The organism is Ruegeria sp. BI12, from assembly GCF_056537985.1.
Genome location: NZ_JBQFSL010000002.1, coordinates 1,106,277 through 1,128,230, shown reverse-complemented (window position 1 = coordinate 1,128,230; position 21,954 = coordinate 1,106,277). Strand labels below are relative to the sequence as shown.

Genomic DNA, 21,954 nt, shown 5'->3' with positions numbered 1-21,954 from the left:
AAGTGGACTTGAAGTTGCATGTTGCCCCTCCACTGCAAAACATCAACTAAAATTAAGGTCGATACCTGCATGACAACAGAAATTTTCTACAGCGCGGTTCTGATCGGCGTCGGCGCAACAGCCTTCATGGATTTGATTGCCCTTTCTCAGAAGCTGATTTTCTCTCAACAGTCACTCAACTACGCGATGGTGGGCCGTTGGCTTGGCCATGTCGCGCGGGGGCAGGTTGTTCATAGGCACATCATGGCCAGCGACCCTGTTCCAGCGGAGCGTTTGTTGGGTTGGAGTGCACATTATCTGACGGGAGTCGTGTTTGCGCTGGGCTTTCTGGTCGTAGTCGGTCGGAGCTGGCTTGAAACGCCGAGCCTGCTGCCTGCGATTACATTTGGAGTATTTACAGTGCTCGCGCCCTTTCTGATCCTTCAACCGGGCATGGGAGCTGGGTTGGCGGCACGGTTGACGCCCGACCCACGAACTGCGCGGCTCAAGAGCGTCTTTGCACATCTTAGTTTTGGAACTGGGCTTTGGGTCGCGGCAAAGTGCTTATCCAAATTTTTCTAACAATTCTCCAAGGCTACACTGAAAGCAATCTGCGACAGCAGCATTAGAACTCAACAGCAGGAAAGGGCCGCTGGATACCTGTGAAAGTGCGTGCTCTTCTGTCGCAAGCTGCGCCTGTACAGACAATCCGCGCCCATCTTTGATCGGCAGAGGAGTATGGTTTTTCAGACTGGAGCACAGACCCTTAAGGCATCGAGAATTGCGGCGTGCATATTTCGGCTTGTAACTGCGTCGCCAATTCGAGCCAAATAGAATTGACCGCTTCGATTGATGTCAACGAATGGAAACGTGCCGCCAATGAGCGCCTTGTGATCAACCTGCCCAAGGTTGCGTGAAGCTGGTTTCAGGTCGTTATAGAGTTCGGCCATTGGGGACAGACCATGTTCGACGACCACATGATCAACAAGGCGCTCAGTGACGTTACCGGTCAACGCATGACGCAGCCTTGCGCGAACACGGTTGCCTTCGCGGGCGAGAGAAGCGAGCTCCTGCAGGCAGGTGAAGGTAACTCCGTTGGCAGCCAGATCGCGCAATGCGACAGCAGAGGTTGTTGGGCCAAGGTCATGTAGAAGGGACCGGTCTGGAGTAACAAGATTAACGTTACAACCGGTGCCTGCCAGCAAGTCAGCCGTCACGGCGGCAGGGTGATCGCCGATATCGTCAAATAACAGCACCTCACCTGACACACGTGCCTCACCAGACAACACTTCCCAACTGGAAATCGCCAGTTCACCGCCAGGGATGGTTAAGGTGTCGGGCCAGCCGCCTGTCGCAATGATTACCAAGTCGGGGGCTTCGGACAACACGTCATCGGATTCGGCACAGGTATTCAAGCGGATATCGACCCCAAGCACGACCACTTCGGAAATCAACCAATCACCAACGCCCCAAACCTGCCTGCGTGTCATCCCCTTGGCGGCCAGAACCAACTGCCCGCCCAGCCGATCCGAAGCCTCGAGCAGCACGACCTCGTGACCTCGCAAGGCGCAGACCCGCGCGGCCTCTAACCCGCCGGGCCCACCGCCGACGACAACCACTTTCTTGCGAGTATCGCTACGGGTGATGACATGAGGCAAGGTCTGCTCTCGTCCCGTGGCGGCATTGTGTCCGCACACGGCAGGTTTGCCCTGATTGACCCGATCAACGCAGTAGCCCAAGCCGACACAGGGGCGGATGCGCTCTTCCTCGCCACGTGCGAGTTTTTCCACCAAATGCGGATCGGCCATCTGTGCGCGAGTCATGCCCACCAGATCAACATGGCCGCCAGAGACGGCGTGGCGGGCCGTGGCAATATCCGCAATACCACCAGCGTGCAGTATCGGCAGATCGACGGTATCACGGATGCGTCCGGCCACGGTGATATGCGGGGCTGCGGGCAGCCCCATTGGGCGCACCCAACCGGCCAAACCCAGATCATCGTAGGGCGCGCCGGCGAGGATGTTGAGCAGGTCGACTTGGCCGGAGCGTTCCAGTATCCGGGCGGCGGCAATGCATTCTTCGGCGTTCAATCCACCTTCTTTCAGTTCATCGCCGGTCATGCGCATCGATAGGATGAACTCGGGGCCGACTTCGGTACGCACCGCGTCAAGCACTTGTAGGGTCAGGCGCATGCGGTTTTCTAACGCCCCTCCATAGTCATCATCGCGCTGGTTGGTCAGAGGGGACAGGAATTGACCCAGAAGGTGCGAATGCGACAGAAGCTCGATTCCGTCGAACCCGCCCATCTGACAGCGACGCGCAGCAGCTGCGAAATCGCTAATAACGCGGTCGATGTCTTCTTGTTCCATTGCTTTTGGAATTGCGCGGTGAGCGCGTTCGCGGACACGGGACGGAGCCAATACCGGTAGCCAATGCCCATCATCCCAGGCTGTGCGGCGCCCCATATGGGTGATCTGACACATGATGGCTGCACCATGTTCGTGAACGCCATCCGTCAGTTTCCGGAACCATGGAATGATACTGTCATCGCCGGCATAGAGCTGGCCAAACACCGATGGGCTGTCAGGCGCAATATTGGTCGATCCTCCAACCATGGTCAGGGCCACACCGCCTTTGGCCTTTTCCTCGTGATACAATCTGTAACGGTCTCTGGGATGGCCTTCTTCGACAAAGTTCGGTGCATGGGATGTGCTTACGATACGGTTGCGCAATGCCAGGTGTTTCAATTGAAACGGATCAAGAAGGTTTGCCACTTCGGTATTCCTTCGGCCAAAGCTGATGTTCAAAAGCCGCCCAGGGTAGCGCCCACTGGTCAGATTCCATGCCTGATAAGTTTATTGTCGAAGGTATTTTACTTGGGAAGTAGCGAGTGTGAATTCACTGCTTCCGACATGGCTGAATGAAAAGACGACCCGAGCACGAGACACATATGTGGGAAACGCGTTGAGCACAGACGGAGGCCTGACAGGTACCGCTCGATACACCAAGGTCATTTAAGGGCCGCGCGCGTGTCGTCCTAGATTGGCGGCGCTGCGCGCTCTGTGACCAATTGTTTGGCAACGACCCTTTCGCGATGGATCATATACAGCCCTGCACTAATGATGATGGCAATACCAATCAGGCTTAGCGTGTTCGGAAAATCACCGAAGACAAGATAACCGAACAGGGCCGCTACCGGCAGCTCAAAGTACTGCAATGGGGCCAATGTGGCTGATGGTGCAAACGAAAGCGCATAGGTCATCATCATATGGCTCACGGTCGCAAAAAAACCGGCTCCCAGTAGCCACAACCACGCGATGTCTGACGGCCAAACGGGATCGAAAAGCTCAGAGCCCGTACCTTGTGCGACCACAAGGATTGGAACGCAAAACAGGCTGGCAATCAGGCCAGTGTGGAATTGCAGGGCCACAGGGTGCATCCGACGCGACAATCCCCGCGTCACAAGGATGTAGAAAGCAAAGGCAACGGCCGTGCCAAGAGGAATTATTGCAACCGCGCCGAAGGCCGCGAAACTGGGTTGGATGACGAACAATACCCCAATAAACCCCACAAGAGCCGCCCCGACACGGCGAGGACCAACATCTTCGCCAAGATAAAACTTGCCGACCAAAAGGACGATGAACGGGGCGACAAAAACGATTGCCAACGCATCGGCTAGTGGCATTACACGGATCGCCGAAATGAAGCAAAATGTCGCGAACAGCAAAAGCAAAGAACGGAATATGAGAACCAGCAATTCACTTCGCGCCACTCGCAACGACAATCCCATTACCCAGAAAAATGGCGCCATCAACGCGCATTGAAAAATAAAGCGAGCAGCTGTTATCTGCCCAACAGGAACACTGTCTGATGCTAATTTCGCAGCTACATCCAGCAAAGGAGCAGTCAGGCAAAATCCAAGCATCAGCGAAACGCCTGCAAGGATGCGATCCGTTGATTGAGACGCGGAATCAGATGAGGTCATCCCATCATGTAGAATTGTTGCCAACTGCGTGTCTATTCTCAATGCGACGCTAGGCAAAAGTCCAAAAAACTCGACAGATACGGCTCGTATAGGAATGTGTTTCCGCAGCGAAGGGCAGGTTTGGCGCGTCGCGCAGCAGGCATAAACGCCGGAATTTCTGTGCGCGTATCAAGGTTTTCTGCGGAGCGACGAAGGTTCCCGCGATGGACTAGCGTGCCGCAGATATTAATGATGAATTCACGCTGTCGATCCTAATTGATCGCTGCACCGTCCAATTTTGAAAAGCGAACCGGTTTTCAGTCCAGACCAAAGAGCTTGTTGAACGCTTCAGCTCCATTGCGCGAAAACGTTACGACGCGGGTCTTTTGATCTCGTTTCGCCCAGGATAGTTCCTCGAAACGGCTTAGAAATGCCCGTCCGAGGCTACCGGCCAGATGCGACCTGCGTTCGCTCCAGTCCAGACATTCCAGACAGACCGGCGCTCGCGCTTTGCACAAAGCCTCAATGTCGATTTCGAAATCTCTGGCAAAGGTGGTGCCCGTTTTGGTGAGCTCTAGCTCTTCGCCATTCAAATTGAGATGTCCCTGCGCCACTAGCCTGTCGAACATCTGTGTGCCCATATCTCCGGCCAGGTGATTGTAGCAAACACGCGCTTTACGCAACTCTGCGTCTTTGGGCCCTGTCCGCTTACGCAAATAGCCGGACCCCGCCGCAAGTCCCATCAGACCCTCCAGCACTTGCGCCACCTCGTCATTGGCGAGTTCGAAATACTTGTGCCGCCCTTGCTTACGGGGCCGCAGCAAGCCGCCTCCATCAAGTTTGGACAAATGTGAACTGGCCGTCTGGATGGTCACTCCGGCTTCTTCTGCCAATTCGCTGACCGTGAGGGCTTTGCCGCTCATAAGTGCAGTCAGCATGTTGGCCCGGGCGGGATCGCCAATCAAGGCGGCGATGTGGGCAATGTCGGGGCCTTCTTTCATAGTTCGACCATAATCGAAGCATTCTTGTGAGGCAAATGTTTAGAACACGAGAAAGCACACGAAAAGGAAACTGTCATGCTGACCTGTGTTATCCGTTACCATATTGACCCTACAAAGAAGGCACTATTCGAGGAATACGCTCGCAATTGGGGGCAGGCGATCCCGCGATGCGGCGCCGATCTGATCGGTTATTACGCACCACACGAGGGGTCTTCTACTCTTGCCTACGGTATATATAACGTTAAGAGCCTTGCCGGTTACGAGGAATACCGCGCCCGTCTGGCGGATGATCCGCTCGGACGCGAAAACTACGAATTCGCCCAAAAGGAGAAATTCCTGCTTCGCGAAGACCGGACCTTCTTGAAGCTTGTTTCGCCACCTCACGGGATGGGACAGCAACAATGATCGCGGTAATTTTCGAAGTTAAACCAGAGGACGCCAGTAAAGGTGACTACCTCAAAATCGCGGCCGAGATGCGCCCGATGCTCGAAGAGATTGATGGCTTTATCTCGGTAGAGCGGTTTCAGAGCCTGACTGATCCGCGCAAGATTCTGTCTTTGTCCTTCTTCGAGGATGAGGATGCAATCACACGCTGGCGCAACCTTGCCGCCCATAGAGGGGCGCAGACGAAAGGGCGTGACGGAGTCTTCGATGATTATCGCCTGCGTGTCGCCAGTGTGATCCGAGATTATGGTATGTTCGACCGGGCGCAGGCTCCTGCGGATAGCCAGACTGCGCACAGCAAGTGATTTCGGCGAATATACTTACTTAACTGCCCCGTGAACTGCCCATGGGGAAGGGCGCGGGTAGCTGTAGTCAAAACTTCGATCCGCACCGAAACAACCAGCCTGAAATTTCGATAGTAATCACCGTGCAACAATGCTGAAAAGGGCAGAGCTTATGATTGTTATGTTATTCGAGTTCAACGTTGAAGCGGGTGAAATTGACGACTACACGGAAACATCCTCTGAACTTCGAAATCACCAGAAGGGCATAGGAGGCTTTATTTCAATCGAACGTTTTGAAAGCCCCAGCACGCCTGGAAGATATGAGGCCATTGGCTATTTCGAAGACGAAAATGCCGTGACCGAATGGCGGAACCTTCCCGAACATCGCCGTGCGCAGGCTCCTGGTCGTTCGCGACTACACCCATGATTTGAGACGGAAATCTGCTCCTGACGACAGCAACAAAGCCAATTGCGGCACTGGAGCAAACTAAACTGTTCGATTTGGAAGTCTAAACGCCTAACCCACTGGGCCCTCTTTCAAATACGGGCCGGATTTAGGGCGATGCCAGTGACAGGGTCGAACGGCGGTGAAGCTTGGATGCCCGCTATGGGCCGGATCTGTCACAGAACGCGTACCCATAATTTTCATACAGCCGCACTAAAGCAGAACCCGATTGGGGCCTATGAGACAGCACTAGTGTTTTCGCGGCTCCTTTCCAATTGACGATTTCTCAAGAAATGGCCCCTGCTTCAGAGGATTCTACGGCTCATCCAGATCCAACACTGCAGGGTCGATCATGCGTTTATCAGCGCTCATCTTGACAGAGTTTCGCATGGCTTTGCTTCGCAGCAGCAAGCGCCGGAAACTTGTCTCGTCGAGCATAAGCAGCGTCGACGGTGCCAACGCCCGCACGTTAACGCGACGGGGCCGTTTCAATAACATAGCCAATTGCCCGAACATTTCGCCACGACCCAGCCGCGTGGTGTGCCTGCCGAGTTCCACTTCCACCGCCCCCGAAGCAATGAAGTATACACTCTGGGCGAGTTCGTCTTTGGAGATGATGGTATCACCCGAGTTGACATATCGGGCACGCAACGCCCGGCTGAGTTTCCTGAGTGAAGACTTGTCGAGATCGGAAAATAGTGGGAACTGCCGGACCAAATCCCGTCCTTTAAGAGTAATGTCCAGTACTGGACGCCCTTCAGATAAAGCACGTCGTGCTGCCACTTCCTGCATCAACACTGAATAGAGTTCTTCGCCCACCAGGCCGTCCTCGCGCATGACCGCGTATTCACGCTCTTCCAGTCGCAACGCCGTTCGTCGGATGAACCGCCGCTCCAACTTTTCGGCATAGCCAGGAAATTGCAGTCGCAGACCGTCCAGCGCTGTCTCAACCGCCTCGGATCTGCGCGCCAACAAGTCATCAAGCAATTCCGCAACCCGGCGGCCGTGGATCCGGCGGATGCGGCCACGGACGAATCCGTCGAGGTCCTGCAGGATCAGGCGTTGCATGAGCAATCTTTCGAACCGATCCGTCGTAATACGCGTGAGTAGGAACGAAATGCGAAGCCGGTTGTGCAGAAACACGGCGATCCGAAAAGATCTGCCGTAATCGACCGACCGATTTGATGCGCGCTGATAACCGATCCGCCCGCCGGTCCGCGCGCCTTCTATAAGCCGATCCGCGTCGGACAAAATCTTCTCACTCAGCACCGATGACATCGTGCGTTCCCGCATCCGGGCCAAGACGGAATCCCGCTCTGCACCCGCCAGCGCAATAAGGCCAAGAGTGACCCGGTCACGATCAAGGATCTGCGCGCTGTCCTCGGCGGCCTTTACTGCCTCGTCCAGGCGTTCGCTAAACTGTTTGGCTTCGTTTCTGACGATATCGTGGGTCAGGTTATAGTTTTCTGCTGTGCGGGACACGTCCTCGCGTACGGATTGCAAGGCGACCGCGACCACCTGCCGCGAAAGGGCGGTATCAAGCGGAGAGAGCTTGTCGAGCCCCAGTTTTGTTATCACCGTGCGCAAGGTTGTTCCCTGAACAATCAGTGTAAACAACGTAAAGCCAGTCGCCAGAATGCCGACCAGACGCTTGGTCTCAAGTGGGATATGCGTGCTTTCGGTGACTGCCAGCGCAAGCGCCAGGGTTACGGCACCCCGCAGCCCACCCCACAGCATCGCGGTGCGATAGGGGCGCTCAACAACTGGCGACAGACCTATTGTCGTGAGCAATGGCAACAACCCGAACAGAAGCGCTGCCCGTGCAAATGTTGCGGCAAGAACCACTACAGCCAACAGGCCAAAATCAGACGGCCGCACCCCCTCTAACAATCTCGGGATCAGTAGTGCTGCAAGAATAAAGATCAGCGCTCCGGCCCAATGTGCCAGAAGGTCCCAAACTTCTTGAAGATTTGTCCAGGCGGCCGGTGACAGACGACCGGGGCCTGTGAGGTTGAGCGTAAGACCTGCAGCCACCACCGCGATGACACCCGAAGCCCCGACGCTTTGTTCTGCAACGATATAGGCGAGGTACGGCAGAGACACGGATATTGAAATCTGCGCCATTTCCCAGCGGCCTACGAAAACCATCAGCCAAACCGCCATGCGCGCCATGAGCCAACCGGTGAGAACTCCACCTGCGATTAACAGCGGAAATTGCCCCACGGCTTCACTTAGCAGTGGATTGGGTCTCCCGAGCATGACAAAGCTCATGAACAGTCCGAAAAGAGCAATCGCAGCAGCATCGTTAAGAAGGCTTTCGCCCTCGATTATTCGCGACAACCTGCGCGGTGCCGAGATCGACCGAAAAATACTGACAACCGCTGAGGGATCAGTTGTCGATACAATAGCACCAATCAACAGACAGGCGGCTAGCGGCAGCGTACTTACCCAACTAAGCGCATAGCCAATGGAAAGTGTCGCCACAATCACTGCCACAACGGCCATCATCAGGATGGGCATCCAGTCATCCAGCATCCTGCGCAGGTTCATGCCGAGGGTCGCTTGAAAAAGCAACGTTGGCAGGAAAACGTAGAGGAAGACGTCAGACCGGATCGGCAGATCTATGATCGCCTGCGCCCCTGGGTTCAGCGCATCCGTCAGATCAGTGTCGAGAAAGAAGGTCGCACCAAGCCCGATCACTATCCCCAGGACGGCGAGGATAACACTGTAAGGCAGGCGCAATCGTGCGGCTAGTGGTTCCGCCACGCCGATTACAACAAAAAGAGAAGTGATGATGGTCGTAATGACGACGATATCCATCAATACCTATTACCTGAGAAGTTGAACTAGTGGAATCTACTTTTAATTCCCGATCGACCACGTGGAACCATTGTGTGAACTTACACGCGTCCAGAATACGCGGTTGCAGTGAATGTCATAAATGACGGGCTGCAGTGCGACACCGGCGCGATAAGGGAATGGCTGGTTTGGCCCGTCCTTATCTTCGTGATCCGGATCTGCCGACAAGATGCCGCGCTTGCTGCAAGGTCAGGAGTGAGCCCGAAGCGGACCCTACGAGCGGTGCATCAGCGGGTTTGCAACTGCATGCTAATACTCATTCAACGCTTGATCGATAGTTGGTAACGATGACTTTAGACCAAATTCCACGGCATCATTGCGAATTGCTTGCAGAACGTCGCGGGTCTCCGCACTTCTATGGTCGGAATGCCATGCTGCAAGAGCACGCGCTCTAGCTACGTAAAATTCCGACCACGGCAGGTCTTCTTGCGCAAAATAAGCCTCGAGAGATTCAGCATGTCGTTGGGCCTGCGCCCATTCTTTGCGTTGCAACATAACTTCAATAACGTCGCGGTAGAAAAATGGTTGATTGTGCCCCACACAGCCGTTGGCGATTATTTCTTCCGCTTCCGATATCGCTTGGTCTTGCTCTGTTTTGTCCTGAGTGACGCGAGCCAAGTGACCAAGCATTCGTGGCCCACCGAAAGACATCCCCAGTTTTCTAGCTCCAGCTATTGCCTGATTGATCGATTCAAGCGCTTCCTGGTGCCGCCCGATTGCGTTCAAGTGGATGCTATTGAACGACAATGCCTCGTGGACGAGTCTGGCTGCTCCGAGATTTTCGCCTAAAGTCCTCACGTGCTCACATAGCGTAACCACCGATGACCAGTCGCTGAGTTCAACAGCTGCAAAGAGCGCTGCCGCAGCAGCGTTCATTTCAGCACGATCGTGTCCGACGCGGCGAGCTGCATCCATTGCCTTGTGAGATTGTTCGAGCACTTCATGGAGCTCGAGCATATAGACCTTTGTGTGACAGACCTGTGCCGCGTTCGCCACTTCGGTCCGCCCGAAACCATTGGCTCTACTTATTTCTACACAGCGTGACAGCATGTCATGAGATGTGCGCATGCGCCCGGCCATGTAGGCTGCGTCACCCAAACCGCCGAGCCCTTTTGCTTCGCCCTCAGTCGAACCAATCTGTCTTGCGTATTCGATGCTTTGCCGATGCCCTGCTTCACATCCAGTGATATCGCCCTTCGGGAACAGCAAGTTTCCACGTAAATGATGCAGTCGCATCAAAGCTTCGGGCAAATCATTGGCTTCAGCAATGGGTTGTGCTTGGGCCACTAGGTCGAGTGCTTCGTCGGTGTGGTCGATTATGCGCATGCCTTCAGCAATGCCCAGCAATGCAACGCATTTTTCCGTATTGTTCGAATGACGAGAAAGAGATTCCCGATATGCTTCAATCGACTTTTCAGGCTCACTCAGTTCCAGCAGCAATTCGCCCAGAAGGCAATACAAAGCAAAGGACATCTCTGTCTTGTCCGCAACGGCAAGGCCGCGCTCAGTCAGCCGCAGTGCACTTTCAAACCGTAGTGCTTTCTGTTGCGCTTCTGCGGCGTGAAGGTATGCCTGCGCCGCTTCCTTGTGCCCGGCGCGGTCCAGATGTTCGGCATGCAGTGGAAGATCTTTGTCTGCAAACCAGTCCGACGCTGCGAGGTGGAATTCATTTCGGCGCGCTCGAAGCAGTGAGCCATAAACACCATCTCTGACCAGCGCATGGGCAAACAGGTATCCGTCACCCTGCTCGCGGATAAGTTGATGGTTTACCAATTTGGCACTGTCATACGAGTCATTGCGGATCAAGTGACGCAACGAAGCGAGCGTAAACCTTTGTCCCAGAACTGAAGCAGCTTGAATGGCCGATTTGTCAATCGCTGGTAGACGGTCAAGCCTTGCTTGTACAATGCTCTGAACTGATCCCGGAACTTGAACGTCGTTTGCCTCATGCGCGCTTCTGAGTAGCTGCTCTAGGAACAATGGATTTCCCGCTGCCCGCTCTACGCAAGAACGAGCAAATTTATTGGCTATGTCGACAATGTTGGCAGCCATTCCCATGGCGTCGGCCTCGCTAAGAGGGCCCAGATCCAAGGCTATGAAGGGTGCGCCAGCCAGGGCGCCGCGCCAAGCCGGATCAATTGGGTCGCCTTCAATCCTGGAAGTCAGAACAATCATGACAGGCGCGTCAATTGAACCTAGTCCCAAACAGGCAATTTGTTTAAGGACAAGCTTGTCTGCCCAGTGGATATCTTCGAACACGATTAGTCTTGGAAGCTTCCTACTGAGCGCCCGGACAAGCGCAACAACTGTATCTACTTTACCGGTGTTACGCGTCAGATTGTCCATAGCGTCGTAAAGCGCCTGGTCCTCTGGCGATCGCGGCAGGTTCAGGAGGTCGTTGAGATGGATCGCATTTTCTGCGGTCACAAACCCGTTCGCAATCGCGCCCTTGGCCGCCGCACGCCGATCATCAAAATCAGCTTCTGTAGGTAATTCGAGCAGACTACAGACCAATGAACGGATCGGATCCTGTCCGATACCAACACCGAAATCAAGGATTAGGGCGCGATGACACGAATATCCGTTTTCAGCGGCCAAACGGCAGTATTCATCTGTTAGACGGGTCTTTCCGATTCCGGGATCGCCCCGAATTTGGATCAGCTGCCCTCTTTCGGCTTCCTTACAGACCTTCAGGGCACTTTTGAATTGCTGGATTTCAGCTACACGGCCAAGAAACGGACTTGCGGGCTCCGTTTTGGGAGAGACACCGCTGCCTCGCACTGAATGCACTCGCACAGGCTCCAAAAGGCCTTTGACGGAAACGTCCCCCACCTCTTTAGCGCCAATTTTCTCTTCTATGGACTGACGGACCAGCTCTGATATCAGGATTTCCCCGGCGGAAGCCTCATCCGTTAGTCTGGCGGCTAAATTCACCGACTCTCCGATAACTGTATAATGGCTGTCAGGACCAACGCCGCTTGCTACGACCTCGCCACAAGCAATACCAATGTGAGTTTCCAGCGGCCGACCAGCCTGTTTTGAGACACTTGGCATCGCATCTTGGATCGCTATAGCTGCGCGGACAGCCCTTTCGGCGTCATTCCCATGTGAAATCGGCGCTCCGAACACAGCCATAACGCTGTCGCCCACGTGCTTATCAACCGTTCCTCCGAAGCTATTGACTATGCCGTCGGCAACTTCAAAGTACGCGGCCAAAAGATTGTGAACCGCTTCGGAATCAATCGAAGAAGACAACTTTGTGAATCCACAGATATCCGCAAACAAAACAGTTACTTGCCTTCGTTCACCGGATCGTTGAGTGTCAGGCTTTGCCGCGACATTCTCCTGCACGTTCGCCACGTTTTCGTTTGCAGGTTCGTCGATTTTCGCAATCGCCTCTAGCAATTTCCGCCTGTGGCCGACGGCAGTCACACCGATATCTTTTATGTCTTCTACTGTTAGGTGCGCAAGAACGTGCCCATCGACAAAGTTCTCCGCGAAGGCATCGGCATATTCGCCGAGCCCGAGATCTTCGAGCCAGGTGCGTACATCAATTTCCATGCAGGCTCAGTTTATTGTTTCGGGAGCAAAATAGCATGAAATGTGTCAAACGGTCTATCGATGACCCCCGAAGAGATGCGCGACACAGCCTAATGGCCACCTAAGAACCGAGTTTGATGTATTGCGGACCAGAGTTGATCACCTCTTTTGAAGGTATTTAAACTGAGGGTCTTGTTTCAAATCCAAGGGCGACTTAGTCCAGCGTAGTGTCGGTCCGAGCAGTCTCTAGTTTTGCTCATGCAGTGGATCTCGGCAGTCCGGATTGTGGGCGTAGCAACTTCAAGCCTTCTCGAATGATCGCAATGGGCCTTTTCGCTGCAGATTGGATCAATGACCGACTTGGGAAATACTCCACTTTCAGGGCTGGAACACCCTAGGGAACAGAAAATCTCTTCTTCCACTGAGCAACACGCAACTCATCGCGCTTCTCGTACTCTTTAATAGCTTCACCGATGTCCCGGTGTACTTGATCCTCTCGATCTTCTCCGAGATCGGTCATGCGCATGGTGAACCAAGCAGTCATTCCGCCGGCAGGCAAGGTGGCAAAGCGAGGGAAAGAAGGATCACTTTTGCCTGCCTGCCATTTTGCAGGTAGGGAGGGATCAAGGACAATACCCCGTGCCATTCCCACGACATCCGCATCCCCAGATCGGACTGCAGCTTCAGCCTCCTCTTTGCGTTTGAAACCGCCGGTGACCATAAGTGGGGCCGATATCAGTCGACGCGCAGCGCGCGCAAATTCGACAAAGTATGGACCGTTCGTCACGCGTTCCGAACTGGAGGGTGCCCCGGGGAAATAGGTCCCACCACTGACATCCAAAAGGTCGACGCCCTTGCCTTCAAGTCCGGCAACGACTTCGAGTGCGTCGCCTTCCGTAAGCCCACCGTCGAGTTGATCGGTTGCATTCAGCTTTACTGCTACCACAAAATCTGATGGGACGGACGCACGAACGGCTTCAACCGTTTCTATGAGTAACCGCATCCGCGCCTGTATTGAACCGCCATAAGCATCGGATCGACGATTGAATAGTGGCGACAGAAACTGGCTCAGGAGAAAGCCGTGTGCTGCATGGATTTGCACGCCGCCAATTCCCAATTCCGCCGCACGCAGCGCGGTGCGGGCGAAGCAATCTGGGACATCCTTTATCTCCGCGATCGACATGGCTTTGCTGCGGAAATCAGGAAAGTCGATGGCGCTTGGCCCTCTGGGTTTGCTGATCGGAAGGTGAGCCATTGCCCCGGCATGCCCAAGCTGCAGCCACAATTGGGCCCCGTTAGCCGAGCCGCGCTGAGCAAGATTGCGAAACGCGGTCTCGTCGGCTGTATCATCCAGAACCAGATTGCCCGGTTTCTCGGGATACCTCGGATCACCCTGCACCTCGCCGACGATCGATGCTGCAAGCCCCCCTTCGGCCCAGCGTTCATAAAGCCGCATCTGAGAAGGAGTTGGGTTTCCCTCGCCATCCCCCAACGAATCCGACATCGCCGATTTGATGATCCGGTTCTTCAATACACGCCCGTTCGGCAAAGTGAGTGGTGAGAAAAGGGAGGCTCTCGAAGTTGTGTGCAAAGCGGTTTTCCCTGGAGTTTTTACCTCCACTTGAGATACTTTGGATCACTTTTTATGATAAGTTGGCTATTTGGATCATCTCTTGATAGATTTTGGAACAAATGGCGCAAAAGACAGAAATAGAAATCCTACTGGCCGTTGTTGATCACGGCAGTTTCTCAGCCGCCGCCAGAATGTTGGGATACACGCCGTCCGCTGTGGGGAAACGAGTGCATCAGTTGGAACAGCGGTTGAAGGTGCCGCTTCTTGTCCGCTCGACCCGGCGCATGGCCCTGACCGATGCAGGGCAAAGATATGTGGAAGAAGCGCGGGGTCTTCTGGCTCGCCTCACAGCGCTGGAAGAGGATATTGCCGATGATGGCGACAGGCTGCACGGCACAATCCGCGTGACAAGCGCCGCAGCGCTTGGCCGCCTGCATATAGTTCCCTTTACGATCGAATTCATGGAACGATATCCGGAGGTTGAGATCGAATTGTTGTTGACCGACAAATTGGTCGATTTGGTCGGAGAGGGTTTTGACCTTGCGATCCGCAGTGGTGTCTTACGCGATTCATCCCTGGTCTCGCGAAAACTGATGACCAACCGACGGGTGCCATGTGCCGCACTCGCCTATCTCAAACGGCATGGCACGCCTAAGCAACCGGAAGAGCTGACCATACATAAATGTCTGCGTTTGGGCCACGAGAGACACCTTACGGATTGGGGGATTGCCCGAGCACCTCACGGGCATGCACGGCTGGGCCCCGGCTTTATTTGCAACAGCCTGGAAGCTCTCCATGCAGCGTGCCGCGCGGGGCGCGGCATTGCTTGGCTGCCAGAGTTTCTCATCTCCCAAGACTTGCAAAACGGTCATTTGGTGCCAGTGCTAACTGATTGCTCTGAACAAGACGCCGGCGGCGGGATCTACATTCTACGCCCGGAAACAACCTTTTTGCCGCGGCGGGTGCGGGTTCTAATCGACTTCCTCGTTGACCACTTCCCTGGCATTCGAACCAACTGAACCGAGGGAACCCGATTCAGCCGCTGTTGAAAACCGAAAGGGCCATTCGGCGGACGTAGCCGGGAAATACCGTGTCGTAGTTTTTCCAACCCGAGTACTTGGGCATTTCGATCTCATCGGGGATCATAAAGAGTAGTTCAACGGGTGCCGACGCATCTCTGTTTGCAAAGGCCTCCTGAAAACGGGCCTCTACCTCCGCTTGCCGCTCATTCAAAAACTCTGCGTTTTCTTTGAGTGCTTCGACGCTGTTACCGTTTGAATGCCAGTTGATTGCATAGGCCGGATCCCAATCTACCAGCGTGTTCAAAACAATGCGTGATGAGACGAAGTTGGTATCTTCCTTGAACTCGTGCGGAGAGAGTTACTGCGGCATATACATGTCCACGGAAAACACGACATCGCTGTCGGCGACACGTGCAACCGTGGTCGCAACACCATCTGCCACAGCAAGGTGATGTAACTCGACGGTTTGACCGCCAAGATCCAAAGAACAGATGTCATCAAAAGACGCCGTGACCGTCGGCGTGGGCATCAACGGTTACAGCTTTAGTATGTCGAGGCCGTTCTCCTGCATGATGATCTCGGTCCCGTCAAACACTTCGGTTCCGCCAATGCGGTCAAAATGCTCGTGGCTAAACGGAAAAGAAGTGGACGAAGAACGGGAAGCCCAGATATTTGACATGGTTCCCGCGTTCCTGCTGGGGTTGCAGTCACAACACTGACCCGAAACGCCGCTTGCCACGCGACCGGTATGTCCACGGTCAGGAGCGCTTAAGGCGTCGTGTCGCTATTCCGTTGTCAACGCGTTCTAAAGGGTCGTTGGTGTGCTGTATGGATAAGAACCGAAGCGCTACCTTGCAGCCGACGTTCGAGCAACCGCAACGAATGTCTCCTCTTCGAAGGGGCGCACCGTAGCGACGGCACTCGTCGTCCAAGGGCAGTTAAGGGTCGAAACGAAGTAAAACGAAAACATAGACTTGATGTGATGCCACCCCTTCGGGCGTATGTTCATCCCTTTGCACAGGCTTCCGACAATATCGCGTAAGTGCGATCGATGATGTGTCGTACCTCTGGCAGAAATCGGTCTTCGTGGTGGGACACAAGCCACTGATCATGTTCCAGATCTTCTATCAGAGGCGATACTCGCTGTAGCATGCTCTGAGCGTTACCGATGAACGTTGGTAAGACCACCCGAACCATTCCCGCATGTGCAAGATCAAGAGCGTTCTGAGGAGCGGTCACTTCAATGGCATCGTCATCTTGCGAATTTTCGCTTACCCAATTTGCAGAAGGTGTTTTGGACACGACCCGCGCCCAGGTCGAAACACTCTCGTCTACTGCGTAGACAGCAAACCGAACGCGCCCGATTTTGCGGCCCGCCAGACCGATCTCTTCAGGCCGATGATTTCGAATGCCAATCGCCGCCTCCCGGTGCCCAATTTTCAGCACGTGTTCCGAGGAAATGAACCGCAGCCGTACCGGTGCTGATCCGTAGAGTTTTCCAACGGCGCCCATCAACACTTTGGTAACCCAAGTCCCAGCCGAAATCTTTACCAATGGTGGCGCAGTCGCGAGGCGGTTTTCAGTGATCGGCAGGACACGGGTCTCAATGCTTGCGACTTTTTCAAACAACAGTTGACCATCTTCAGTCAGGTCATAGCCTCGCGGTTTGCGCCGAAACAATTCCATCCCGAGACTGCGCTCAAGCTCGATCATACGCCGACCCAGCGTCGGTGCGCTTTTACCGGTCTGTTCTGCAGCCGGCCCAAGCCCACCTGTTCTGGCAACGGCAAGGAAAAGCCGCAGGTTATCCCAGTCAACGCCACGTTCATTCATGAAACGATGCTTACATTTTGTGTTGTTGATGAAAAGATTGAGATGGCGTTTTTCTAAGGGGGCACATAGGAGGCCCGTAGATGAAGTTTCTCGAAAATGAAATCTCGCCACTTGGAATGGGATGCTGGCCAATCGGCGGCAAAATGTACTGGGGCGAACAATCCCTGGGCTACACTCGTTCAGATGACGACGTTTCCATTCGGACGATCCATGCTGCCTTGGATGGTGGGATCAATCTGTTCGACACCGCTGCGGCTTACGGGGCAGGGCATTCAGAACGGCTGTTGGGTAAGGCGTTGAAGGGTCGACCCGATGCTTTGGTCGTTACAAAGATCGGTGTCGGGATTGATGAGGCAAGCAGGCAGATCTCATTCGAACCCTTCACTTCCGATCAAGTAGGTCCTGCCGTTGAAGGGTGCTTGTCTCGGCTGGGCCGGGATCGGATCGATCTTTTGCTGCTGCACGTGAACGACATGCCCATTGCCAATGCTGAAACCGTGTTTGATGAACTGGACCGCTTGAGAGATTCCGGAAAACTGCGCGCCTTCGGCTGGAGTACCGACTATTCCAAAAGCGTGTCAGCCGTTTCAGCGCGTCATAACTTCAAGGCAGTCGAGTATGTGTTGAACGTGTTTTTTGATGCGCCCCGAATGCAGAAAGTGGTGCAAGACAACGGGCTGTTGTCCCTTATCCGTTCACCACTCGCGATGGGTCTGCTTTCCGGTAAGTACGATCAGAACACTGTCATGGCATCGGATGACGTGCGTGCATCCGGCGAAGATTGGATGGAATACTTCAAGGAAGGAGGCGCAAACCCTGATTTCCTCCGGAAACTCGATGCGGTTCGCGATTTGCTGACCTCGGATGGGCGAACACTCGTACAGGGGGCTCTCGGGTGGATATGGGGCCAATCTGAAAACTACGTTCCAATCCCGGGTGCGCGTACAGTAGACCAAATCGAAGGTATTGCAGGAGCGCTGATCTTCGGTGCTTTACCGGCTGCAACAATGAACGAAATAGAAACCCTGCTTCCGCGCCTTCCTCATGAACCAGACCGCCCGCGATAACCTAAAGCGTCGGCCATCGAAAGTGGGCTGCAAGTGTGCACGAGGTAGTTTTCTTGGGCTGTGCCCGCAGCCCCCGAATGAGGTTTCGAGAGCCTAGCCTGCGTTGTTAGCTTCGGTCACTCCTCTCGTAACAATGCTTCATTTCGGTATTCTGTCGGGGTTTTACCCGTTTGCGTGCGAAAGGCTCGATTGAATGGCCCGAGCGAAGAGAAGCCAACGTCAAAGGCAATGCTAAGAACAGTGCGTTCGGCCATTTCCGGCTTCTCCAGCAATGCTTGCGCTTCCCGAACGCGGAATGCGTTGACGAAGCTGGTGAAATTTCGGTGCCCCATTCCCTGATTGATCGCAGACCTTAGCCGATGTTCTTGTGTACCTAGTTTGGCCGCCATTTGTGCCACGGTCAGCCCTTCCTCCCTCCAAAGCCCTGCGGCCATCGCTTTATCAATGCGTTTGATCAATGCCACTTGCGCGGGATTCAGGTTCATGTCGCGCTGCGAAGTGCCGGGGTGTTCGATCCAGATATCGGGTGCAACTCGCACCGACCAGACAAGGAACGCACTTGCGGACACCAAAATTGCTGCGGCCTGCAGCAGGAATACCCAATAGGGAAGCACTCGATCCAAATGGGTGATTTCAATCACCGTGATGATTATGCCCAGGGTCAACAACCACACCAGAAACCAACGACGAAATCGGCGGCGATCGGCAATCAAATCTTCGACTTCTCCAGACAAAACGATATTCAGCATATGCAAGAAAAAGATCAGCACGCATGCGCCACGAACCGCACCCAGCGGAAACTGCAGCTGGGTCAACCAGCTTGTCACAACGATCAATGCCGCGACCACGATCTGCCATGGGTGAATGACCACGTCATCCTGAAACAACTCAATTGCGGCCCAATAGATCAGTGCCGGAATCACGCCTGAGATCATCACAAGAACAAACCGGAAAGGCCCCTCGCTCAGATCGATACTCGGAGAGGATACGACTACGTACGGGCCAAGGCTTAGGCACAGCAGCACAACAGCCAAGCTTTTTCTGGTCCGGGGCCCGTTCGTCAAAAAAATCAAAGCGCAGAGATAGAGCACGCCAACGGCGCTGCCACGCAGGAAAGTATCGATGATCGCCATGTCCAACATCACACCCATAAGCGAAGTTCGAATTGGTTTGGCGGTCAATGGCCAGGCCATGTCGAAACTGAAAAATCCTCGCCGAAAGCTCAAAATACCCATTGGTTTTTGAATTCAGAGAGCATCTGCACTCCATGCGCGTCAGGTCGTTGTGCACATCCTTTCCCTACTTGGAGAAGTTAATGACACATCTCACCACGCTCTTGTCCGTCTATACAAATGTCTTTGGCGGAGACTTCATGCGCTATGTTATCGGGGCAGGGGGGACATATATTTTGATCAATGTCCTTTTGGCACACCGGCTTACCGCACAAAAAATCCGCCCATCGGATCCACCCAGGGGCCAGATACGTCGTGAGATTCTGGCAAGTTTGCGGACTGTCCTGATCTTTACCGCCGCTGGGACATCAATTGTGCTGGGTGCAAATGCCGGGGTCATCACGATATACCAACAGGTCGCGACATTTGGTTGGACCTATTTCGTGTTCAGCGTTGTGGCGCTGATCGTCCTTCATGATGCGTGGTTCTATTGGACACACCGCGCGCTGCACTGCCCACCGCTGTTCCGGCGGTTCCACCGGTTGCACCATAGATCACATCAACCCACACCCTTCACCTCTTACAGCTTTGATGTCGGTGAGGCTGTGGTAAACGCTCTCTACCTGCCTTTAGTGTTGATCATTCTCCCGACGCATCCATTGGCGCTGTTCGTCTTTGTGACCCATATGATGTTACGCAATGCAGTGGGTCACTGCGGGATCGAGATCTTTCCAGCCGACAAGAAAGGGCAACCAATTTTTGGATGGCTGACAAGCGTCACTCATCACGACCTGCATCACGCCCATGCCGGTTACAACCTCGGCCTGTATTTCTCTTGGTGGGATCGGCTGATGAAGACGGAGCATCCTCAATACCTCACCGAGTTTGCCCGCGTTGCGCCGCGCATCCCGACTGTCAGCCTGAAAGCAGTAATTCTGTTGGTGGCAATTGTTGGAGGTCTGACGGCCAGCCGAGGCGATGCCTTCGAACTGAAGGGTCGCTACGCGTCGCCTGGCCTCGGCATCATAGTCGCGTTCGAGGATTGTGGCCCTAAGAGCGCAACCAAATGCGGGCGGTTGATTTGGATGTGGGAGGGGCAGACGCCCCATGCGAAAATCGGCGATTTGATCCTAACGGATCTGAAGTTCAATGGGTCTGCTTGGGAGGGAGTGTTGCGAGACCCGGAATCCGGGCGAACCTATCGTGGTTCGATCCGGCAACCGAGCCAACACCGGCTTTACCTCAAAGGCTGCGCCGGGATCATCTGTGCGAGCCAAACATGGCACTCTACAATCTACCTTCGAACAGTACTTTCTGAACACTGAGGTTATTCGACAGGAGTGAGATCCTAACAGTTGTGCGGTCAAACGCACCGCCACAACAATTGGTAGCCGAGGAAGTCGTGAGGATCGTTAAAGGACACGACCGAGACTTTGGAGGGCGTTTTGCGTATCCCGAATGGGTACTCTGACGGCTTCAGAAAGGTACTTTCAAGGGATGGGCTTATAGAGCCTCCCGCCTCCGGACCTCTTCGTTGGGTCTTCGCCTCGCTGTCTTCGGGCGCAATGCCCGCCAGATCCAGCACGACGCCATTCTGATCGACCGCTCGCCAAAGCCATTACTTTCGACCTGAAATGTTCACCCCGATTTCATCCAGATGCCAGACATCGCGTGGAAGTCTCTTCCGTAAATCAGGGTGACCCGTGTAGTGGGCTCCGAGAACCTGGAGATTGTTCTTCTTCAAACCCACATTGGCACATTGAGGCGAGCAGGGACGTCTACACCCTTGGAACCAATTAGGAGAAATAGCATCAATCATAGTTTTGCACCGTTGTTCTCAGTCGGCTGGAACGGTTTCAGCGTACAGTGACCTTAATGCTCTGCAGCTCAGTTTCGGCTGATCGCAGCCATTCAGAAATCTGAGAAGGATGAATAGGGTCCAGGGAATTTACAACATATTCCCCCAGTACAGCATTTGACTGTGATTACTGTAGATCACTAAGTGATACCTCACGGTATTCGTCGCGCATTGCTTCAACGATCTTAAGAACCTGCGCAAGTTGGATTGATCCATCTTTCAATACTCGAGCCCAGAAATCGTACTCAGTGCCATACTCTGCCTGGGCTGCGTGGACTTAGGCGTCTTCGATGTCCCGAATAGCCGTTTCCAGAGGAACTTTTTGCTGTTTTGAAAGCGCATTCGCCAATACAAGCAGGTTCCGCACGGTGACTTATCCAACAGGCCGAACTTAGGCCCTCAAGCACAAAAATCGTCGTTACGGCAAAATATCGGAAACCGCGCTGAACCCCGTCAGATCAAAGCCGAATGAGATCGGGTCTCCGGCGGTGTTTTTGCTTTCTATCGTCAACTGATCACCTGCCCGCATGGCATTCATCCACTCGGAAGACACAGGTGAACGCGCAAAACAGCCCTGAGCTTCGCAAGTCAGAAACTCCAGACGCGCGACTTCGACGTTATCGACTTTTGCGATCACCCCTTCGGAAAACAGCAGACCAAATGGCAGGGTCAGCACTGTTTCGGTCTCATCTTTTCCCGAAGGCTTCACGAACGCAATAGACGTAAGCCTTTGATTGTTTTCGGTTAGAACAATACTCTGGGTCATTTCACAGACCAACTCGGTTCCATTGCCCGGATTTCCACAATTCACCGACCACGGAGGGGGGGCGTCCTCTTGTGCAGCCAGAGACTGCGCTAAACCCACCGAAACTCCCAATGCACCAAGCCAAACTTTCATACTGCCGTCCCTCAT

The 21,954-nt window shown here is 54.1% G+C and carries 19 protein-coding genes; 7 read left to right on the top strand and 12 right to left on the bottom strand.

What is annotated here, in order from left to right:
* The first annotated feature begins 69 nt into the window (after window positions 1-69).
* Entirely contained in the window at window positions 70-561 is a 492-nt protein-coding gene (locus ACR0AK_RS18185) for a DUF2938 domain-containing protein (RefSeq protein ID WP_480794403.1), read from the top strand.
* Window positions 562-725: 164 nt separating this feature from the next.
* Here the strand turns inward: ACR0AK_RS18185 and ACR0AK_RS18180 are convergent, their stop codons facing one another.
* The 3 genes from ACR0AK_RS18180 to ACR0AK_RS18170 all read right to left on the bottom strand — a co-directional run bounded on the left by ACR0AK_RS18180 (window position 726) and on the right by ACR0AK_RS18170 (window position 4,944).
* On the bottom strand, window positions 726-2,753 hold the full coding sequence (locus ACR0AK_RS18180) for an oxidoreductase (protein ID WP_480794402.1): 2,028 nt from the start codon (window positions 2,751-2,753) through the stop codon (window positions 726-728).
* Window positions 2,754-3,016: 263 nt separating this feature from the next.
* Window positions 3,017-3,964 carry a DMT family transporter gene (locus ACR0AK_RS18175; protein ID WP_480794401.1) on the bottom strand — a complete coding sequence of 316 codons (948 nt, stop codon included), beginning with the start codon at window positions 3,962-3,964 and terminating at the stop codon, window positions 3,017-3,019.
* Window positions 3,965-4,260: 296 nt separating this feature from the next.
* Complete coding sequence (locus ACR0AK_RS18170; RefSeq protein ID WP_480794400.1) at window positions 4,261-4,944, bottom strand: ArsR/SmtB family transcription factor; 684 nt, start codon at window positions 4,942-4,944, stop codon at window positions 4,261-4,263.
* A gap of 75 nt (window positions 4,945-5,019) precedes the next feature.
* Between ACR0AK_RS18170 and ACR0AK_RS18165 the strand changes: the two genes are divergently transcribed.
* From ACR0AK_RS18165 to ACR0AK_RS18155, 3 genes are all read left to right on the top strand, one after another.
* Window positions 5,020-5,349 carry an NIPSNAP family protein gene (locus ACR0AK_RS18165; protein WP_480794399.1) on the top strand — a complete coding sequence of 110 codons (330 nt, stop codon included), beginning with the start codon at window positions 5,020-5,022 and terminating at the stop codon, window positions 5,347-5,349.
* A complete protein-coding gene (locus ACR0AK_RS18160; protein WP_480794398.1) occupies window positions 5,346-5,693 on the top strand; it encodes an antibiotic biosynthesis monooxygenase family protein in 348 nt (115 codons plus the stop codon). Before ACR0AK_RS18165 ends, ACR0AK_RS18160 begins: the two co-directional genes overlap by 4 nt.
* Window positions 5,694-5,844: 151 nt before the next feature.
* Window positions 5,845-6,099 (top strand): antibiotic biosynthesis monooxygenase family protein, encoded by a 255-nt coding sequence (locus ACR0AK_RS18155; RefSeq protein WP_480794397.1) that lies wholly within the window; start codon window positions 5,845-5,847, stop codon window positions 6,097-6,099.
* A 333-nt stretch (window positions 6,100-6,432) separates the two neighbouring features.
* Here ACR0AK_RS18155 and ACR0AK_RS18150 read toward each other — a convergent pair whose 3' ends face one another.
* The 3 genes from ACR0AK_RS18150 to ACR0AK_RS18140 form a co-directional block, all read right to left on the bottom strand.
* Complete coding sequence (locus ACR0AK_RS18150; protein WP_170560609.1) at window positions 6,433-8,937, bottom strand: cation:proton antiporter; 2,505 nt, start codon at window positions 8,935-8,937, stop codon at window positions 6,433-6,435.
* A gap of 288 nt (window positions 8,938-9,225) precedes the next feature.
* Window positions 9,226-12,537: an adenylate/guanylate cyclase domain-containing protein gene (locus ACR0AK_RS18145; RefSeq protein WP_480794396.1), complete on the bottom strand. Its 3,312-nt coding sequence runs from the start codon at window positions 12,535-12,537 to the stop codon at window positions 9,226-9,228.
* Window positions 12,538-12,910: 373 nt separating this feature from the next.
* Window positions 12,911-14,137 carry an NADH:flavin oxidoreductase/NADH oxidase family protein gene (locus ACR0AK_RS18140; RefSeq protein WP_480794395.1) on the bottom strand — a complete coding sequence of 409 codons (1,227 nt, stop codon included), beginning with the start codon at window positions 14,135-14,137 and terminating at the stop codon, window positions 12,911-12,913.
* A gap of 71 nt (window positions 14,138-14,208) precedes the next feature.
* On the opposite strand from ACR0AK_RS18140, the gene ACR0AK_RS18135 reads away from it, so the two are divergent.
* Window positions 14,209-15,108 (top strand): LysR family transcriptional regulator, encoded by a 900-nt coding sequence (locus tag ACR0AK_RS18135; RefSeq protein ID WP_480794394.1) that lies wholly within the window; start codon window positions 14,209-14,211, stop codon window positions 15,106-15,108.
* A 16-nt stretch (window positions 15,109-15,124) separates the two neighbouring features.
* On the opposite strand, the gene ACR0AK_RS18130 is transcribed toward ACR0AK_RS18135, so the two are convergent.
* The 4 genes from ACR0AK_RS18130 to ACR0AK_RS18115 form a co-directional block, all read right to left on the bottom strand.
* A complete protein-coding gene (locus tag ACR0AK_RS18130) occupies window positions 15,125-15,415 on the bottom strand; it encodes a hypothetical protein (protein ID WP_480794393.1) in 291 nt (96 codons plus the stop codon).
* A gap of 54 nt (window positions 15,416-15,469) precedes the next feature.
* A complete protein-coding gene (locus tag ACR0AK_RS18125; protein WP_480794392.1) occupies window positions 15,470-15,640 on the bottom strand; it encodes a hypothetical protein in 171 nt (56 codons plus the stop codon).
* Between the two features lie 6 nt (window positions 15,641-15,646).
* Entirely contained in the window at window positions 15,647-15,790 is a 144-nt protein-coding gene (locus tag ACR0AK_RS18120; RefSeq protein WP_480794391.1) for a hypothetical protein, read from the bottom strand.
* A gap of 326 nt (window positions 15,791-16,116) precedes the next feature.
* Entirely contained in the window at window positions 16,117-16,944 is an 828-nt protein-coding gene (locus ACR0AK_RS18115) for a LysR family transcriptional regulator (RefSeq protein WP_480794390.1), read from the bottom strand.
* A gap of 80 nt (window positions 16,945-17,024) precedes the next feature.
* On the opposite strand from ACR0AK_RS18115, the gene ACR0AK_RS18110 reads away from it, so the two are divergent.
* The gene (locus ACR0AK_RS18110) at window positions 17,025-18,011 is read left to right on the top strand and encodes an aldo/keto reductase (protein ID WP_480794389.1); all 987 of its coding nucleotides are present in this window, start codon (window positions 17,025-17,027) and stop codon (window positions 18,009-18,011) included.
* A gap of 116 nt (window positions 18,012-18,127) precedes the next feature.
* On the opposite strand, the gene ACR0AK_RS18105 is transcribed toward ACR0AK_RS18110, so the two are convergent.
* The gene (locus ACR0AK_RS18105) at window positions 18,128-19,204 is read right to left on the bottom strand and encodes a helix-turn-helix domain-containing protein (protein ID WP_480794388.1); all 1,077 of its coding nucleotides are present in this window, start codon (window positions 19,202-19,204) and stop codon (window positions 18,128-18,130) included.
* 122 nt (window positions 19,205-19,326) lie between these two features.
* On the opposite strand from ACR0AK_RS18105, the gene ACR0AK_RS18100 reads away from it, so the two are divergent.
* Window positions 19,327-20,508, top strand: a complete 1,182-nt coding sequence (locus tag ACR0AK_RS18100; RefSeq protein ID WP_480794387.1) for a sterol desaturase family protein — start codon at window positions 19,327-19,329, stop codon at window positions 20,506-20,508.
* Window positions 20,509-21,459: 951 nt separating this feature from the next.
* Here ACR0AK_RS18100 and ACR0AK_RS18095 read toward each other — a convergent pair.
* Window positions 21,460-21,939 carry an invasion associated locus B family protein gene (locus tag ACR0AK_RS18095; protein ID WP_480794386.1) on the bottom strand — a complete coding sequence of 160 codons (480 nt, stop codon included), beginning with the start codon at window positions 21,937-21,939 and terminating at the stop codon, window positions 21,460-21,462.
* Window positions 21,940-21,954: the final 15 nt, after the last annotated feature.